The organism is Pseudomonas sp. MYb60 (genome assembly GCF_002979555.1).
GTDB lineage: Bacteria > Pseudomonadota > Gammaproteobacteria > Pseudomonadales > Pseudomonadaceae > Aquipseudomonas.
Genome location: NZ_PCOZ01000003.1, coordinates 157,998 through 173,584, shown reverse-complemented (window position 1 = coordinate 173,584; position 15,587 = coordinate 157,998). Strand labels below are relative to the sequence as shown.

Below are 15,587 nucleotides of genomic sequence, written 5' to 3'. Positions count from 1 at the left end.
CAGGGTTCAGCTAGACAACTAAGGCCCGCCAGGATTCGTTTAGCCGCGCAACTTTATTGAAGAATCTTCTCTGCAGGGGGGTGCAAGTGTCGGTAAAGTACGGCCTCTGTTGGCAGGGTGATCGGATGAAGAACGAGCAGCGTTTGCGCGGCCAGTGGCGGCCAGTAGTGATGGGGTTGTTGATGAGCGTGGCGTGTGTGACCACGGTAAGGGCCGATGAAGGCGTGGCACTCACGCGTGTCGACCAGGTACCGGAAGGCGTGGAAGTGCGCGGCAAGCAGGTCGCCGCCTACACGTGGGACGATCGCCAGGGTAAGAATCTGCTGGTGTTGGCCGAGCAGGTCAGCGAACGTGAGGATGATGGCAGCCAGTCGGCGTTTGTATATGCCGCCCAATACCTGATCGATGGCAATCGCCCCAAGCGCGTGTGGATGCTCTACGACGACGTACAGCATTGCGAGTTCGACGCATCCCTGCGCTTCGACATGGCCGCGACCCAGGTCACCGACCTGACCGGTGATGGCCTCACCCAGGCCACGGTCGGTTATTCGCGCACCTGCACCAGCGATGTCAGCCCGAATGAATTCAAGCTGATCATGCATGCCGGCAAATCCGAGAAGTACCGCCTGCGTGGCCTTGACCGCTACGGCGCCGCCTGGTGGGACGAGGAGGCCGGTGCGCTGCGCGGCATGCCGTTGCCAAAGGATTGCAGCGTGGCCGGGCAACAGGCACTGGTCAGCCAGTACAAGGAGCAGGGGACAGAGTTGCCCCTGCCCGGTTGCTACAGCGATGAGCGGGATTTCGCGGATGCGCCCGCGCCTTATTTGGGTTTCATGCGCGCCAGTTGGTTCGCGCTGATGCAGAAACAAGATGAGAACTGGGCGCAAACGTCGCTGCAGGACAGCGAGGAAGAACCCTAGTTAGAACGCCACTGCATCAGCCTGCGGTCTTCGAGTGAACGCCTGTGGTTATCTTTTGCCCTGCATTCTTTCAACTTCACTATACAGCTCGAGGTTTTGGCGAAGGACCGGTGAGCCGACTGAACTGTTCTTGATTCCGCTCTCGGCCATGCTGACCATGGCCTGTAGCTGATTGTTAGCGTTATTGGCGTGTTGCATGGCTGCTGGGCTGTTCTGCCGACCTTGTGCGACCTCCTCGCGAAACCCTGCCATCGATTGGCGCAGCGGTCCGGTTTGCTCGCCCTTGGCTGCTTCAGGGTATTTGTGAGACCACCGTTCCACTTGCTCGATTTTGTTGTCCAGCACGGTGGCGTTTTTGTGGTTCTGGCTGTAATTGGGATGGGATGGATTTGGAATGGACGGCTTTTGGACGGCAGCGTAGTAAGACGGTGGATTGGCGGTTGATTGGTAGCTGGGCGGCTGGTCCGGCGCAATGGAGGCGCGTTTGTCAGCGTAGGAATTATGAGTCTGGTAACGTGAAGTAGGATTGTCGATGGGCATGAATTCAGCTCCAGGGGTGAGTGAAAAATGACATGTATGGCCCACTGATCTTAATGAGCGGCGCGGAGGCGCTTTATCGGATAAGGCTTTGTAACGACGCCGATCCGTCTGATTCATCCCAGGGTTTGGTCTGAAGCCCATCCTTTGCTAGACTTCAGATTCGAATTTCTTGCAAATATGTCTATTTAACAACCGGTAGATGGGTGTATTTAATCCACAGGCTGATCTCCCTTGACTGAGTCCATCCGCAACCCGTTGACCCTCTATCTCACCCGCCTGGCACCCTCCAGCCAACTGACCATGCGCTACGTCTTACAGGACGCTGCCGACCGCCTGGGCTATGAAGACATCAACCTCGAAGACATCGACTGGCACCTGCTGCAACCTGAACAGGTGATCGCCCTGGTGGCCGCTTTGCGCGAGGATGGCTACGCGCCGAACACGTCATCGCTGTATGTGAATGCGGTGCGTGGGGTCATGAACGAAGCCTGGCGCATGAGCCTGATCAGCCAGGAACATCTGTTGCGCATGCGTACGGTCAAGGCCGCCACTGGAACCCGTCTGGGCCAGGGACGTAATCTACGTCGCAGCTTGATCCGCGAGTTGATGGAGGTCTGCGCTGCCGACCCTAGGCCCCAAGGGCTGAGGGACGCAGCCGTCATTGGCATTTTGTATGGTTCGGGCATGCGCAAGTCGGAGTCGGTCAACCTCGACCTGGCGCAGGTCGATTTTGAGCAACGCAGCCTGCGGGTGATCGGCAAGGGCAACAAAGAGCTGCTCAAGTACGCGCCAGACTGGGCCTTCGCCAAGCTGCAGGCGTGGCTGGCATTTCGCCGCGAACACCTCAAGGAAGGCGAGCCGGACGACAGTTTCCTGTTCAATCGCATCCGCCGGGGCAGCCATATCACCCGCGAGCGCATCACCAAGCACGCGATCTACTACATCGCCCGCCAGCGCGGTGAACAGGTTGGGGTGAAAATCATGCCGCATGATTTCCGACGTTCGTTCATTACGCGGGTGATCGAGGAACATGATCTGTCGATTGCGCAGAAGCTGGCACACCACACCAATATCCAGACCACCGCCAGTTATGACGTGCGCGACGACAATGAACGCCGCCGCGCCGTGGACCGCTTCGACTTGTAAGTGATCGGCGATTTGTCGCGTGTTGCCCGATGCCGCTGTCAGCGCCGGTGATCAACGCGGTCTTGTTGGCCAGGCGGCCAGAACCTTTGTAGCTCTGTTCACCACAGTCCGGGTACGGCTCGATTTTTTCGCACGGCCGGGATAGTTGTAACGGATCCCGGCCAGGCCCGACGAGTGGTTACGTCAGGCCTGAGCCAGCGCCTCAGGAGGAGGGCGGGGCGCTGGCCAGGTGCGCCGGCAAACGACGCAGGGTCCACATCCCCGTCAGCATCGCCGCAATTGCACACAGCGCGATGCCGATCAGCATGGGGGCAGGGGTGTGATCAGCATAAATCCCGACCAGGGCCATGGACCCCGCAGCGGTGATCATTTGGATCGCCCCCAGTAGCGCCGATGCAGAACCCGCCACCGCGCCATGATCCTCCAGCGACAGCACACCGGCCGCCGGCAGCAACAGGCCGAGAAAACCGAAGCCGATAAACAGCAAGGTCATCATCACCACCAGGCTGTCGACCCACAGGGTGGTGAGCGCGAGCAAGGCCATGACCGCCGCCACAGCGATCACCGACCAGCGAATCAGCGGCGGTAGACCAAAGCGCGCACTCAGGCGTGCAGTGAGCTGGCTCATGGTAAAGAACGACGCGGCATTCAGCGCAAATCCCAGGCTGAATTGCGTGGGGGTCAGGCCGTAATGCTCGATATACACAAAAGGTGCGCTGCCGATGAACACAAAAAACGTCGCCAGCCCAAACCCGCTGACTACCGCTAACCCTTTGAATACCGGGTCGCGCAGTAAAGCACCGTAACTGCCGAATGCACTGCCCAGGGTCTTGCCCAAACGTCGCTCCGCAGGATGGGTTTCGGGAAGTTGCACGGCGGTCATCACCAGGCATGCCAGCGACACCACGGCAAGGACGGCGAACACTTCGCGCCAACTCCACAGCGAGATCACCAGGCTACCGGCCAGCGGTGCGAGAATCGGCGAAACACTCATCACCAGCATCAGCAAGGCCATGAGGCGAGCGGCTTCATGGCCGGTGTACAGGTCACGCACAATCGCCCGGGGGATCACCATGCCGGCACAGGCACCGAAGGCTTGCAGAGCACGAAAGCCGATCAACACTTCGATGGTCGGGGCCAGCGCACAGCCGATGCTGCCGAGGGCAAAAATCACCAACCCGACATAGATAGGAGGCTTGCGGCCAAACACGTCACTGATCGGTCCGTAGAACAGCTGGCACACGCCGATGATGATAAAAAACACGATCAAACTCATCTGCACCGCAGCCGGCGACGCGTTCAGGCTGGTGCCGAGCGTGGGCAGTGCAGGCAGATAGATGTCGATGGCAAACGGGCCAACGGCCGTGATCAAGCCCAGCAGCAGGGCGAGGTGGGCAATACTTCGAGACATGAGCAATTCCGGGTGAAGCAAAGGTCGGTCAGCTTAAGGGATCCGCGCAAATCCGCAAACTGACGTGGCGAGAATTGAACGCCTGCTTAATATAACTAAACTAAATAGTCATTTAGTTTAGTTATATTATATTTGCAGGTTGGCGCAAGCGACTGAAAGGGGTCAGCGTTGGCAGGTCAGGGCGTTTCAGTGGAATCACCGCTCAAGATGATGCGTTTATTCACGAAATAGCCCACCACCCGCCATTGATTGCCTTCCTCTCGAAATACTACTTTTTCCGTGGCAGGTCCGGTGGCGAATGTCGTCACGCATTCCACGACCGCATAGTTGCCGGCAGGCCCGCCAGGCATCTGGGAGGTAAAGCCGATATTCGCCGATTTTCGTTCCACATAGGCACCCAAGCCCAGACGCAACGCCTTGATACCGTTGGCCCAGACAAACTCGGACGTCGAGGCCTTGAGCAATGGACTGGCCACCGACCAAGTCTGATCGGCCTTGCCGTCATCCAGCAAATGCAAGAACGCTACCGTAGCATCGAACACTTGGTGCTGTTGCTGTTCGGTATCAGGATCATCCGCGATGATCTTTGGCGCAGCGTTATTGACATCACAGCCTGACAGCAGCAACAACGACAGCAGCACGGCGGCGAGTGGCTTCATGCGAAATCTCGTGAGGGACGGCGTCCATGGAGCGAGTAAAGATGAAGAATCGGATCGACGCCATGGGCATGGCTGAATTCGGGATAACCCGGTTTGAAATCTGCTGGACACTGGCCCTGAGCGCGCATGAGGTTATTACGCATAATGTATATTATGTTAAATCGCGTATTGTTAGGTGACTGATTGCGCGACTATCTATACCCCTCAAGTGCTCTGAAGTAAAAATAACCATGGATTCCCTCCTGACCGCCGAAAAGACCGTCGACCTGACACCCTCGTACTTCTGGCTACGGAACTCCAAGGAGTACGAGGGAAACCACATTCAAGCTACTGATGTTCAGCGACTCAGCAACCTCTTGAGCACGAGTAGAGCAACAGCACCGATTGCCAGTGCGGCAACTGGCTTCTCTTTGACAAATGTGGACACGCTGTCGAGTGCATCACCATAGGTTTGTGTCAACTGACCGGCAGCTTGGCGTCCAGCGCCTTCAGCTTCTAGCGTCGAGTCACCTAGCAATTTCCCGACCGTGCTCTGTGCCTTGCCGGCTAGTTTTTCTGCGACACCTTCTACCTGTTCACTTTTCATGATCGTTCGAACCTTCTCTGTAAATGGGGGGAACTCAAAATTTCCTGACTAAGCAAACTGGAATTGCTCGCACAGACTCAGGTACGGCGTCCAGGTGGTTGGTTCAATCGCAACAAATAGTAGGAGCCTAGCTTTGCCGAAGTTGCCAAGACGGAGAGGAGCGGCATCCTCGCCGCCCTCCTCCTATGATCCAAATCAAGCTGTAGGAATGCGGCGGTTGGTCAGTGCCACGCGACCGACAAAGAAGCTTAGAGCAGCACCCAATAACAGCAATGCCAGAGTGCTCCAGGCTGCGCGGGAGATTTGTTTGGCAGCGATTTCTCCAGCTTCACGCGCCTTTTGCTCAGCTTGTTGTTTCAGCTCTTCGAACTTCTGCATTGCTTGCTGATAGGCCTGAGCGTAGTTATCAACGATCTGAGTCGCCTCCTCCTTACTCTTGCCGGTGCGGGCAGCAACAATATTGACTAGGGCCTCTTTATCCGCAGCGTTAAGCGCCGGCTCACCGGAAGCCTTTACACGCTCAAACCACTGCTTCAATTGATCACCTGCTTGGGCAGGATCAGTGGCTGCGTTGGAAGCTGATTGCTTGCCATCTGCGGCAGCTTGATCCGCTTTTTGCTCCATATTTTCTGGGGCCAATTCTGGTTTTCCACTCTGCTTCAACAGCGTTTCCAACTCACCCTGAAGGCTGTTCCAATCCAGTTGAACACCTTGTTCGTTCAATTGCTTTTTGACGCTATCACCTATACCAGGAGCCGCAGCTGCGATGCCGGCACCTGCAGTCGACAGACCTTTACCAACTACAGAGCCAGCAGTTCCAACCACGCCTGCAGCCAGGCCGGCCAACAGCCAAGTCGTGAGTAAGGTTGTAACTGTCCAAGTCAGTAAACCATGTAAACCGCCGCGATCTGGTGCAGTGCGCCCAGACACAAAAGCTCCGACCCCGATTGCCACCAGAGTGGAAACGAACAACCAAATTCCAGCACCCGTGCCGTAACCACTGAGCGGATTGCCAGCTTGCATCGGGGACACCGCGCTGGCACCAATAGCAGTTCCCAGAACGCTAAGCACTACGTAAGTCACCAGAGCAATTGCGCTACCGGCCAATACGGAACTCCAGGACACGCGGAATAACGTACGATTGGTATCATAGACAGTGGTCATACAGACGCCCTTTACGAGTTATAGGAGCAAGCCGTTGTGCCTTATCCTGTCTGAGTATGGCGAATGAATATACGTTCGGAGATAGCCCAAATGCACCAATTTTCGTAACGCAAATGCACTATAAAAATCCTACCCATATCCCGTATCTCACTGACTGGCTAAACGCTTCGCATCGCTAAAACGGGTGTCCGGTTTCCTTAGACCAATCCACGTCTGGAGCCTTTAGGTAGATAATCGGGCGGATGCTATTCATTCTTTATGCGGCGCCGTGCCGCTCGTTCCTGAGGGGTACACGTAAATGCCTACCGAATATTCGTTGTCAGACGTGTTGGAACGGATGTACCAAAACCAGCTTGCCCTAGAGGCGGCCTTGATGGAGCTAACTCTCCATGTCGAAGCCTAAGGTAGCGCTGAAGTCGGAGATAATGTCCGTGGTGCTTTAGGGTCATTGGAGAAAATGCCGGATATATAAATCAAGGTTTAGCCCGACTCAAGAATATCTGATGAGCCGGGCCTTGCCCGAACACGCACTTGAACTTCGCCCTGCTGACGTATATCCGATATTATCTCATCTTCGCGCTTAGCTCCCGCCCAAACAGAGGATAGCGTACGACTATCGCTGCCCTCCACTACGCCAAGAGATAGATGATCTGCTGTATAAAATTCCAGCGACAAGTAAGAAGCCAGCTGTGAAGACCGCTCACTCATAAGCTGCGTTCGCATGTCTAAACTTGCAACGAGCTTATAGCCATTGTGTGATGCTTCGTCAAAAAATTGGAAGCGTTGCACGCTGCCAAAACGATTCTCCAGCATTAGCACGACTGCTCCGACGCTTAAATAAGGATCTGAAGTTTCTATATAGGCTTTGCGTATAGCTTTTGTGTACAGGTTCGCTGCAAATCCTGATGACCATCGCAAATTATAACTTTCTAGCTCCTTAACTGTTTCATTCGCAGTGGTGCTCACAATGAGAGCGACTGGCACTGCTGGCAGGCTCACAGGATTCGTCCTTACTACCTCAATGTTTCCGCCATTTTTCTCTGTGGTACAGCCTAATAACATTACAATGGGCAATAAAATAAAAAACTCTATGAGCACCAAAGTATGATCGATCAACTGAAAACAACCTCGTCACCTTTAAATTTAGCATATATGCCCTACCAATCATAATAGAGAGGCTTCGGACACCCAAGATCCGAAATGTTTTAGTATCAAAAGACAATGCCAAATAATTAGGCAGCCATAACTGTAATTATAGTTTCGACGGCAATAGCAACACTGCCAAAACGTTGATGATTTCTGCCATCAGAATCTCCAAACACCCTGCGGCCAACTGTCGCACTACAACATGATCTTTTTAAAATGCTAAACTCTTGCAGTAACTGCTTGCTGAGCATCGGCAGGGATTTAGAGGTATAAAATGAAATATTTAGTTATTTTAGCTGTCGGCTCATTACCTTTTTTGGCGGACGCTGCACAAGATCCTGAGACGGTTTTTAATCAATCATGTGGCGTATGCCATAACGGTCAATTACGCACCGCCCCTAAAAAAGGAGACACGAAAGCGTGGGCACCGCGCCTTGAGCAAGGGATGGACTTGCTGGTCAAACGAGTCACTTTCGGATACGGCGTGATGCCAACGCGCGGCCTCTGCATGCAATGCACGCCAGAGGATTACAAAGCAGTCATAGAGTGGATGGCTAAATGAATATCCTCATCAGGACGCCCTGATAAAGCTGAATCAATCAACTGGTGTGATTGCGGGACATGAATGCTTAAACACGACGTGTCGCCAAGTACCGGTGCATAAAATTTTACTTAACTAAATAAAACCAGCTAAATAGCTCCCCCATAGCGGCGATTCAATCATGAGTTCTTTGAAACGCATCTGTCCCTGGATAGCCTGCCTAGCCGTCCTGCTCAACCTGTTCGCCATGCCGATGAGCCGTGCGATGCAGGCGCCGGATGTGCGCCTGATGCTCTGGGGTGGGTTCTGTTCAGGCGGCAGCTTGAGTGCGCTGCCCAAAGAGTTCAGCAAAGTAATCCTTGCCCTGCAACTGCCGCAGTCAAAACCTGCCGTGCAGCATGCTGATTGCTGTTGCGGGCACGCCGGAATGGCTGCATTACCGTCCAATTACTACCGGCATTTCCTACCGCAGTACACCGCCAACACCGCCCTGGAAAATCCTGTCCTGCCGACGTTGCATCCGCGTATTCGCTGGCCCAGCCTGAGCCCTCGCGCCTCCCCTTTTGCCTGATCACACCACCGCTGATGCTGTGCGGTGTTGCCCCCCTTTAAAACCTTTCAGCAACTAGCGCTGAACGTTAAGTTTCTTGATCATCAGGAAGTGCGTGTTATGCCTGCTCCATTTTCTCTGCGCCCTGCAAAGCGTTTGTCTGTGTCCACTACCATGTGGCCCGTGTTTTCCATAAGCGTGCTCGCACTGAGCCCGCTATCGCTGGCATTAGCTGACGCCGGCAAACCCGAAAACTCAACGTTGACCCTCGGCGCCGTGAGCATTCAAGGCTCAGCCAGCGGCCCGCTAAGCACCAGCAGCGTACTGAGTTCAGTCGATATTCTGGGTGCGGACATCCTTGAAAAGATGCCGGTCAACTACAGCTGGGAGTTGTTCAGCCGTGCGCCCGGGGTAATGCTGACCGAGTTCAATCAAGGTACCACCTCCGGCAAAATCTCCTTCCGAGGCTTTAACGGCGAAGGCGAAGTGAACGCGGTGAAGTTGCTGATCGACGGCATCCCGAGCAATAGCAACGACGGCAACATGCCGTTCATGGACATGATTTTCCCCATGGAGCTGGACAGCATCGAGGTGGTGCGCGGCACCAGCGATGCGCGTTATGGCCTGAATAACATCGCCGGCAACGTCAATATGTTCACCCGCACCGGCGGCGATTACACCAAGGCGCGACTGCGTTATGGCAGCTTCAATACTCAGGAAACCCAACTCGCAAAGGGCATCGAAGGCAGCAACTGGACACAGAACTATTTCTTCGCCTATCAGAAAGCCGATGGCTACCGCGATCACGCCAAAGCCGACAAGTTTTCCATGTCGGGCAAATGGTTTTACACGCCGGACGATGACAGCTACCGCATCGGCCTGATCGCCCGTCATTACGAGACCGAGGCGCAAGAGCCCGGTTATCTGAGCGAGGACGATGCCCGCCATCATCCCGAAATGACCAACAGCTTCAACGCCACGGACAAGGGCACGCGGCGCATGAACCAGGTCAGCGTGCATTTCGATACCGACCTGGCCGACACACTCGCCTGGTCTGCAAAAACTTACGTCAACACCTTCGATGACCGGCGCTGGACGCAATATTGGCGCACCAGCGCACAGCAGGAACGCGACGCCTACGAGACCCAATATGGCGCCCTCACCTCCCTGACCTGGCGCCCTGAAGTGAGCTGGCTCTACGACTTTGCCCTGGAAAGCGGTGCAGACGTACAGCAGCAACAGAACAAAAGTGAGCGCTATCGCACCAGAGACCGCACACGTCTAGCGACCACCCGCGACCAGCAGTTCGACTTCGACACTTACGGTGCTTATGTCCAGGCAGAGATCAAACCGTTCGAGTCGCTTAAAATCGTACCCGCCTACCGGGTCGACAAGATCCAGGGCGATTTCACCAACGAAATGACCGGCATGGACTACGACATCAATGACTACGGCCTGATCAAGCAGCCGAAGATCAGCGTGGTGTATTCCCCGTGGGACGTCGCCAGCTTCTATGCGAACTGGGGTCGCACGTTCCAGGTGGGCACCGGGGCTGCGGCCTACAAGATTCCGCCGAGGGACACCGATCTGGCGCCGTCGATCAACGAAGGCTGGGAAACCGGGATCAAGTTCACGCCGGCGGACTGGGTGGACGGGCGCGTCGCGTATTGGCAGCAAGAGGCGTCGGGAGAAGTCAGTCGCCGGCTCAACGACCCCAGCGGCGAATCCGATAACGTCGGTGAAACCCGGCGCTGGGGCTACGACTTGCAGGTCAACCTGCACCCGAATGAACGCACTGAAATGTGGATGGCGTACTCCTGGCAGTACTCGAAAATACTCCAGCCCAGTGCCACCCTTCCCAACAGCAAAGGCCAGGAAATCGACCACATCCCGCATCACCTCTACAACACCGGCATCCGCTATGACGCGACACCTGCGCTACAGCTGACAGCCTGGATGAACGGCCAAACCAACTATTACCTGGAGCGGGAAAACACCAAGGGGACTTACGGCGGTTACGTGCTGATGAACATGGGTGCAACGTACAAGGTGACGCAGTCAGTGAGCGTCGACCTGCAGCTTAAAAACCTCACCAACCGCTATTACGAATACGTCTGGTATGACCCGGATGGCGCCAAAGCCTCCCTGCATTCACCAGGTGATGGACGTGCGCTATATACCGGAGTGACCATCGACTTCTGATGTGACAAGTTGCTGGGGTCTATTTTGGCCTCAGCAGCACACCGGGTTGGGCTACCGCGCTGGCGTCCACTCAGTCTTCTAACAGAACCAGGAAGACAGTGTAAACGCGTGGATATTTAGGGATGGCCTCAGTCACAATCGCACTCAAATACAATTTTACGGGATCGAGAAGCAAGTAAACCTATCAGATCCTGAAGTTGGCAAGATACGAAATGATCATGCATTGCCTGTTGGTCATGCCACAAACACTCAATCCTCCAGCTGTTCGGTGCGGCAACGCTACTTAATTCACATTTTGCTACACCCAAAGAATTAAGCTCGACTAATCGAAGAATATTAGAAATCCTGATCTGAAAACCATCATCCATGCTCACTTCGAATCCCATCGCGCTCTTCATAAGACCCGACATATAGCCAACCTCCAATCAAAGCTACCAATTAATATCCAAACACCCGCCAAGGCAAGACAAGATGAGACTCAGTATTACTAAAAAACTCTGCGATATCGAGCCACCCTGACGCGTTTTCGATTAAGGTCACAATAGGCGCAAGTCGGCTAAAAAACATGACAAAACGTTGATGATTTCTGCCAAAATCGCTAGACCCCATGGGGCTCATGTCGGAGAATTTACTCAAAATGTCTGTTAAATCTGTTCAGTTTATTACCTACTCCGAAGTTAGCCTGCTCGACCTAGCTGGCCCCTTGGATGTATTCATCGCGGCTAATCATTTTGCTCATCCTGATCACCCGCCGTACTCTCTATCTATTCTCTCGTTAAATCCAACGACGGAAATTTTCTCTGACTTCTCATTGAACGCCGCAATTTTGGGGCCTGAAACGCCGGCACCGCATACGCTGATCGTACCTGGCGGCCCTGGAATACATAAATTTTGTGAAGACCAGAAGTTTTTTACACATTTCGTGAAACACATTGAAAAAGCAAAGCGTCTAGTTTCCGTCTGCACAGGGATTTTTGCTCTAGCCACCGCTGACAAACTAAATGGGCGAAATGTAACGACCCATTGGTCTGCTTATGACAAGTTGGAACTTGATTTTCCTTCTGCGAACGTGAAGCGCGGGCCGATATTCATCGATGATGGGGACTTATGGACTTCTGCAGGAGTTACGTCAGGAATAGATTTGGCTCTGGCGATGGTGGAATCTGACTTAGGACATACTGCAGCACTTGAAGTTGCGCGACATTTAGTTGTTTTCTTGAAGCGCCCTGGAGATCAAAACCAATTCAGCTCATCATTAACCTTACAGGCGAAAAGCATTCAGTTCTCAGACCTGCATGTTTGGCTTAATAACAATCTCAGCAGCGACCTATCCGTATCGTCTTTAGCAAACTTTATGAATATGAGCGACAGAACCTTTGCTCGAAAATATCGTGAGGTCACAGGATATACGCCAAGCAAAATGGTTGACCAGATTCGCTTAGAAGCTGCACGCCATATGCTTGTAACGTCGAACGCACCACTAAAAACAGTTGCCACTAAATGTGGCCTAGGCAACGAGGCTACCCTGATACGCAGCTTTATAAAAAGCTTTTCAGTAACACCCGGAGAGTATCGTGCTCGGTTCAAATCCAGTTAGTAGGCGAAAAATGCCCCCCCTAGAATACGATCTTGGCCCAGGTGGCTATAGCCCACTAGGTTGGGTCTCAACGCCTAACGACAACAAGCGCTCGATGTTTGCAGTTGTTTCACGCATTAGCGTCGTTAATGTCGGCAGGTCACGCTCGTCTTTACGATACTGAGGGATAGTCGCTGAAATTGATCCTCTAATTTTACCGTCAACAAAAAAAGGCACGGCTAAACCAAATGCGCCTAATACACGCTCCCCTTCACCCGTCGCCCAGCCTCTTTGCTTGATGACCGCCAACTCTTCGTTGAGCACCTTACGAGACGTAATGGTCGCTTCGGTTAGTTTGACTAATTTAATGGTGTCAATCACATGTGCCGCACAGTGAGCCAACACTGCCTTGCCGGCTGCACCTGCGTAAAGAGGTACATCTACGTTCACCTGGAGCTTGTATTGAATAGGTCTCCATCCCTGAATCACCTCAAGAAATTGTGCTTTTTCAGCTACGTCGTCGTATGAAAGCAGGGCTATAGTTTCACCGGTTTCCTGCACAAACGAAGATAAAATCTTTCTCGTTAGGTCAGCAAGATTACGATGAGCGGAGCTCATTCTTGCGGCCCATTGATAGAGTCTTGGGCCAGGGTATAGAGTGTTTTCCGTCAGAGTAACCAGTTCGGTTTCAATGCCAGACTGTATTAATCGCTTCGCCGTTGCGGCATTACACAGAAGCTGACCGTGCAACTTAACAGTATTTTTCAATCCATTGGGGAACGCGCACACAAGCAGTAAAAGTCTTTCAAGGCGATCAACCGTAGACTTATCGTTTTCTGTAGAAATATGTGGAGAAGCCTGAGAACTATCGCGCGTCTTCGACTCGATATCAGTCGCTATCTCTCCGATCACACGCCTCACATCCATATCCAACGGCTTATTAATCTTACCTTCCGCACTGGCAGCGGAGTGGACAGAAACCGAAACGAGTAGACCGTTGTTGAGCATTCGAACACTGATTGATAACGCGTCGGGGAATTCGGACTCTGATAACTGCCCAAGCGTTTGATCCGCGCGAACAATATCATCAACATTAGCCACCGTACCCGGCGAGGTCGAACAGTGCGCGTCAGCGTCAAGATAGCTCGCCATCTGCCTACCAATGTCTCCAAAAGTCAGTGGATAGACCACACCCAATTGAGGCCTGAAAGTAAGTGTTGCATCGGCTGCGCTGCAGGCAGCAATGAAATAACCGCGACTGCGCGGGCAGTAGACAGAAACAAGTGCTGTGCACTTTGAGGATTCAGCCAAGTAACTCAACGATTCCCCGCTCAACCCGAGCAGCACACTTGAATCACTGAGCGTCTTGGTTAAAACGTCAATTCTGGGCCCTACACTGTACTTACCGACGCCCGCCTCGGTGGCTAACCCGATTTCGACCAGAGAAACGAGTATCCGATTAACGGTACTCCGGCTCTCGGAAAGCTCTGCCGCAAGCTCTCGAACGCCCCAAGGCTCACCCCCGACCCTCCGCACAAGCGCATCCAATACCTGAATCAGCCGGGTATGACTGGACGCGGCGGTAGTGGGCGAATCGATTGTGATAGAGCGGCTTGTTGTGGGCATCGCGAGTCAGGTTGTGAATTCGGGCCCTCATTCTGGCGGTTAAAGCTGCCATTTCGCAAATCACACATGACTGTTGACAACAGCATCAGCGTTCTAGAAGCTAGATAAAACAAAAGCAGGACGTTGTCCCATTTTTTGAATGGGGCCAAGTCCGATTACTCGAGGTGCCCATGAACAACAATAATGTGATGGCCGAGCCCGTTGCAGCGACCACCGAAGAGACGGAGCAGACGAGGAAAGCCAAGAAGGCCACGAGGGCCGCTGTATTCGGAACCTTTGTTGAGTATTACGACTTCAGTGTCTACGGGTACGTGGCTGCCACCCTCGCGATGGTTTTCTTTCCTTCGGATGATGCGACGACTGGCCTGCTCAACACGTTCCTTGTGTTTGGCTCCGCGTTTTTGGTGAGGCCGCTTGGCGCTATCGCTTTCGGCTGGCTCGGTGACAAGGTCGGCAGACGCTTCAGCCTGATCGCCAGCATCACCCTGATGGGCGCCGCAGCAACCCTCATTGGTCTACTGCCCGGCTACGCACAAATCGGCGTCTGGGCCCCCATACTTCTGGTCGTGCTACGCATGCTTCAGGGGTTTTCTGCTGGTGGCGAGATCGGTGGCGCTGCGAGCTACATCCGTGAATGGGCACCGCCTAAACGCCGTGCCTTGTACATCTCCTTCCTGCCGTCTATTGCCCAGTTCGGTAAAGGTCTGGCGGCTGCTATTGCAGGTCTTGCTGCAGCGAGCCTCACCGATCCGGAAATGCTTTCCTGGGGCTGGCGTATTCCGTTCCTGCTGGCGTTGCCATTGGGGATCATCGGTCTTTACATGCGCCTGAGCATTGAGGACAGCCCTGAGTTCGCGTCCAAGAAAAACGATGCTGAGGTCAAAAAAGGCCAGCCCTTTGCCGAGCTGATTCGCGACTACCGCAAGCCTTTGGTCAAAGTGATCATGATCGCAATGGTGCAGAACATCGGCACCTACATCGGCACCGTCTTTATCGCGGCGTACTTCAGTTCCATTCTGGGCTTTTCGAAGGGCCAGGCATCGACAATCGTGTTGGTCGCCGTGATCCTCGCCGCATTCCTGATTCCCATAGCTGGCCAGCTCGGCTCTTTTCGCGGCGGCAAGTCCATCCTGCGCTACTCCTACGTGGCCTATGCCGTGCTGTCGATACCGTCCTTCATGCTGATGCAGCAGGGCTCGTTCAATCTGGCTATGGCCGGACTGGCTCTGGGCATGATTCCGTACGCACTCTGCCAGGCGGGCACTTATTCGGTGATGCCGGAATTCTTCCCAATGCACATCCGCCACACCGGCGTCGCGTTTGGTCACAGCGTAGGCGCAGTTATCGGCGGAGGCTCCGGCCCATTCCTGGCAACTTGGTTGATCGGCGCTACAGGCAATCAGTCCACCCCCGCGTTCATCATATGCGCATCAGGTCTCTTGGGCCTGATCGTTATCTCGACCGTTCGTAAAAATGCACCGGCGGCTGGCGATGACGCTAATACCCACCAATTCTCATAA

At 53.9% G+C, this 15,587-nt stretch carries 14 protein-coding genes and 3 pseudogenes; 8 read left to right on the top strand and 9 right to left on the bottom strand.

Annotation, left to right across the window (positions count from 1 at the left end):
* Positions 1-125 precede the first annotated feature (125 nt).
* Positions 126-920, top strand: coding sequence for a M949_RS01915 family surface polysaccharide biosynthesis protein (locus CQ041_RS06385; protein WP_105521620.1), 795 nt, complete (start codon positions 126-128; stop codon positions 918-920).
* Between the two features lie 48 nt (positions 921-968).
* Here CQ041_RS06385 and CQ041_RS06380 read toward each other — a convergent pair whose 3' ends face one another.
* Complete coding sequence (locus tag CQ041_RS06380) at positions 969-1,460, bottom strand: hypothetical protein (protein ID WP_105521619.1); 492 nt, start codon at positions 1,458-1,460, stop codon at positions 969-971.
* 231 nt (positions 1,461-1,691) lie between these two features.
* Here CQ041_RS06380 and xerC point away from each other — a divergent pair, with 231 nt between their 5' ends.
* Positions 1,692-2,606, top strand: a complete 915-nt coding sequence (gene xerC, locus CQ041_RS06375; RefSeq protein ID WP_105521618.1) for a tyrosine recombinase XerC — start codon at positions 1,692-1,694, stop codon at positions 2,604-2,606.
* Positions 2,607-2,628: 22 nt separating this feature from the next.
* Here the strand turns inward: xerC and CQ041_RS06370 are convergent.
* From CQ041_RS06370 to CQ041_RS06350, 5 genes and pseudogenes are all read right to left on the bottom strand, one after another.
* Positions 2,629-2,733, bottom strand: a pseudogene (locus CQ041_RS06370) (NAD(P)-dependent oxidoreductase); the annotation flags it as partial.
* Positions 2,734-2,808: 75 nt separating this feature from the next.
* A complete protein-coding gene (locus CQ041_RS06365) occupies positions 2,809-4,017 on the bottom strand; it encodes a multidrug effflux MFS transporter (protein WP_105521617.1) in 1,209 nt (402 codons plus the stop codon).
* A 176-nt stretch (positions 4,018-4,193) separates the two neighbouring features.
* Positions 4,194-4,676, bottom strand: a complete 483-nt coding sequence (locus tag CQ041_RS06360) for a DUF4019 domain-containing protein (RefSeq protein WP_105521616.1) — start codon at positions 4,674-4,676, stop codon at positions 4,194-4,196.
* 337 nt (positions 4,677-5,013) lie between these two features.
* On the bottom strand, positions 5,014-5,262 hold the full coding sequence (locus CQ041_RS06355; RefSeq protein WP_105521615.1) for a CsbD family protein: 249 nt from the start codon (positions 5,260-5,262) through the stop codon (positions 5,014-5,016).
* A gap of 195 nt (positions 5,263-5,457) precedes the next feature.
* A complete protein-coding gene (locus CQ041_RS06350) occupies positions 5,458-6,426 on the bottom strand; it encodes a hypothetical protein (RefSeq protein ID WP_105521614.1) in 969 nt (322 codons plus the stop codon).
* A 298-nt stretch (positions 6,427-6,724) separates the two neighbouring features.
* Between CQ041_RS06350 and CQ041_RS26520 the strand changes: the two are divergent.
* Positions 6,725-6,930: pseudogene (locus tag CQ041_RS26520) on the top strand (hypothetical protein).
* Here CQ041_RS26520 and CQ041_RS26145 read toward each other — a convergent pair.
* A complete protein-coding gene (locus CQ041_RS26145; protein WP_146116047.1) occupies positions 6,907-7,542 on the bottom strand; it encodes a hypothetical protein in 636 nt (211 codons plus the stop codon). The pseudogene CQ041_RS26520 and the gene CQ041_RS26145 overlap by 24 nt on opposite strands.
* 304 nt (positions 7,543-7,846) lie before the next feature.
* On the opposite strand from CQ041_RS26145, the gene CQ041_RS06340 reads away from it, so the two are divergent.
* The 4 genes from CQ041_RS06340 (at position 7,847) to CQ041_RS06320 (ending at position 12,462) form a co-directional block, all read left to right on the top strand.
* Positions 7,847-8,134 (top strand): cytochrome c5 family protein, encoded by a 288-nt coding sequence (locus CQ041_RS06340; RefSeq protein WP_105521613.1) that lies wholly within the window; start codon positions 7,847-7,849, stop codon positions 8,132-8,134.
* Positions 8,135-8,294: 160 nt separating this feature from the next.
* Complete coding sequence (locus CQ041_RS06335) at positions 8,295-8,684, top strand: DUF2946 domain-containing protein (protein WP_105521612.1); 390 nt, start codon at positions 8,295-8,297, stop codon at positions 8,682-8,684.
* Positions 8,685-8,837: 153 nt separating this feature from the next.
* Positions 8,838-10,865, top strand: a complete 2,028-nt coding sequence (locus CQ041_RS06330) for a TonB-dependent receptor (RefSeq protein ID WP_177429367.1) — start codon at positions 8,838-8,840, stop codon at positions 10,863-10,865.
* 637 nt (positions 10,866-11,502) lie between these two features.
* Positions 11,503-12,462 (top strand): GlxA family transcriptional regulator, encoded by a 960-nt coding sequence (locus CQ041_RS06320; protein WP_105521869.1) that lies wholly within the window; start codon positions 11,503-11,505, stop codon positions 12,460-12,462.
* Between the two features lie 45 nt (positions 12,463-12,507).
* On the opposite strand, the gene CQ041_RS06315 is transcribed toward CQ041_RS06320, so the two are convergent.
* Both CQ041_RS06315 and CQ041_RS26740 read right to left on the bottom strand, forming a co-directional pair.
* Positions 12,508-13,788: an IclR family transcriptional regulator gene (locus CQ041_RS06315; RefSeq protein ID WP_256586745.1), complete on the bottom strand. Its 1,281-nt coding sequence runs from the start codon at positions 13,786-13,788 to the stop codon at positions 12,508-12,510.
* Positions 13,789-13,872: 84 nt separating this feature from the next.
* A pseudogene (locus CQ041_RS26740) lies at positions 13,873-14,067 on the bottom strand (helix-turn-helix domain-containing protein); the annotation flags it as partial.
* A gap of 170 nt (positions 14,068-14,237) precedes the next feature.
* On the opposite strand from CQ041_RS26740, the gene CQ041_RS06310 reads away from it, so the two are divergent.
* The gene (locus tag CQ041_RS06310) at positions 14,238-15,587 is read left to right on the top strand and encodes an MFS transporter (RefSeq protein ID WP_105521608.1); all 1,350 of its coding nucleotides are present in this window, start codon (positions 14,238-14,240) and stop codon (positions 15,585-15,587) included.

Coding starts and splice junctions, on each gene's coding strand:
- CQ041_RS06380 (WP_105521619.1), bottom strand. CDS start 1,460: ATGCCCATCGACAATCCTACTTCACGTTACCAGACTCATAATTCCTAC.
- CQ041_RS06355 (WP_105521615.1), bottom strand. CDS start 5,262: ATGAAAAGTGAACAGGTAGAAGGTGTCGCAGAAAAACTAGCCGGCAAG.
- CQ041_RS06330 (WP_177429367.1), top strand. CDS start 8,838: ATGTGGCCCGTGTTTTCCATAAGCGTGCTCGCACTGAGCCCGCTATCG.
- CQ041_RS06385 (WP_105521620.1), top strand. CDS start 126: ATGAAGAACGAGCAGCGTTTGCGCGGCCAGTGGCGGCCAGTAGTGATG.
- CQ041_RS06360 (WP_105521616.1), bottom strand. CDS start 4,676: ATGAAGCCACTCGCCGCCGTGCTGCTGTCGTTGTTGCTGCTGTCAGGC.
- CQ041_RS06310 (WP_105521608.1), top strand. CDS start 14,238: ATGAACAACAATAATGTGATGGCCGAGCCCGTTGCAGCGACCACCGAA.
- CQ041_RS06350 (WP_105521614.1), bottom strand. CDS start 6,426: ATGACCACTGTCTATGATACCAATCGTACGTTATTCCGCGTGTCCTGG.
- CQ041_RS06320 (WP_105521869.1), top strand. CDS start 11,503: ATGTCTGTTAAATCTGTTCAGTTTATTACCTACTCCGAAGTTAGCCTG.
- CQ041_RS06365 (WP_105521617.1), bottom strand. CDS start 4,017: ATGTCTCGAAGTATTGCCCACCTCGCCCTGCTGCTGGGCTTGATCACG.
- CQ041_RS06335 (WP_105521612.1), top strand. CDS start 8,295: ATGAGTTCTTTGAAACGCATCTGTCCCTGGATAGCCTGCCTAGCCGTC.
- CQ041_RS06340 (WP_105521613.1), top strand. CDS start 7,847: ATGAAATATTTAGTTATTTTAGCTGTCGGCTCATTACCTTTTTTGGCG.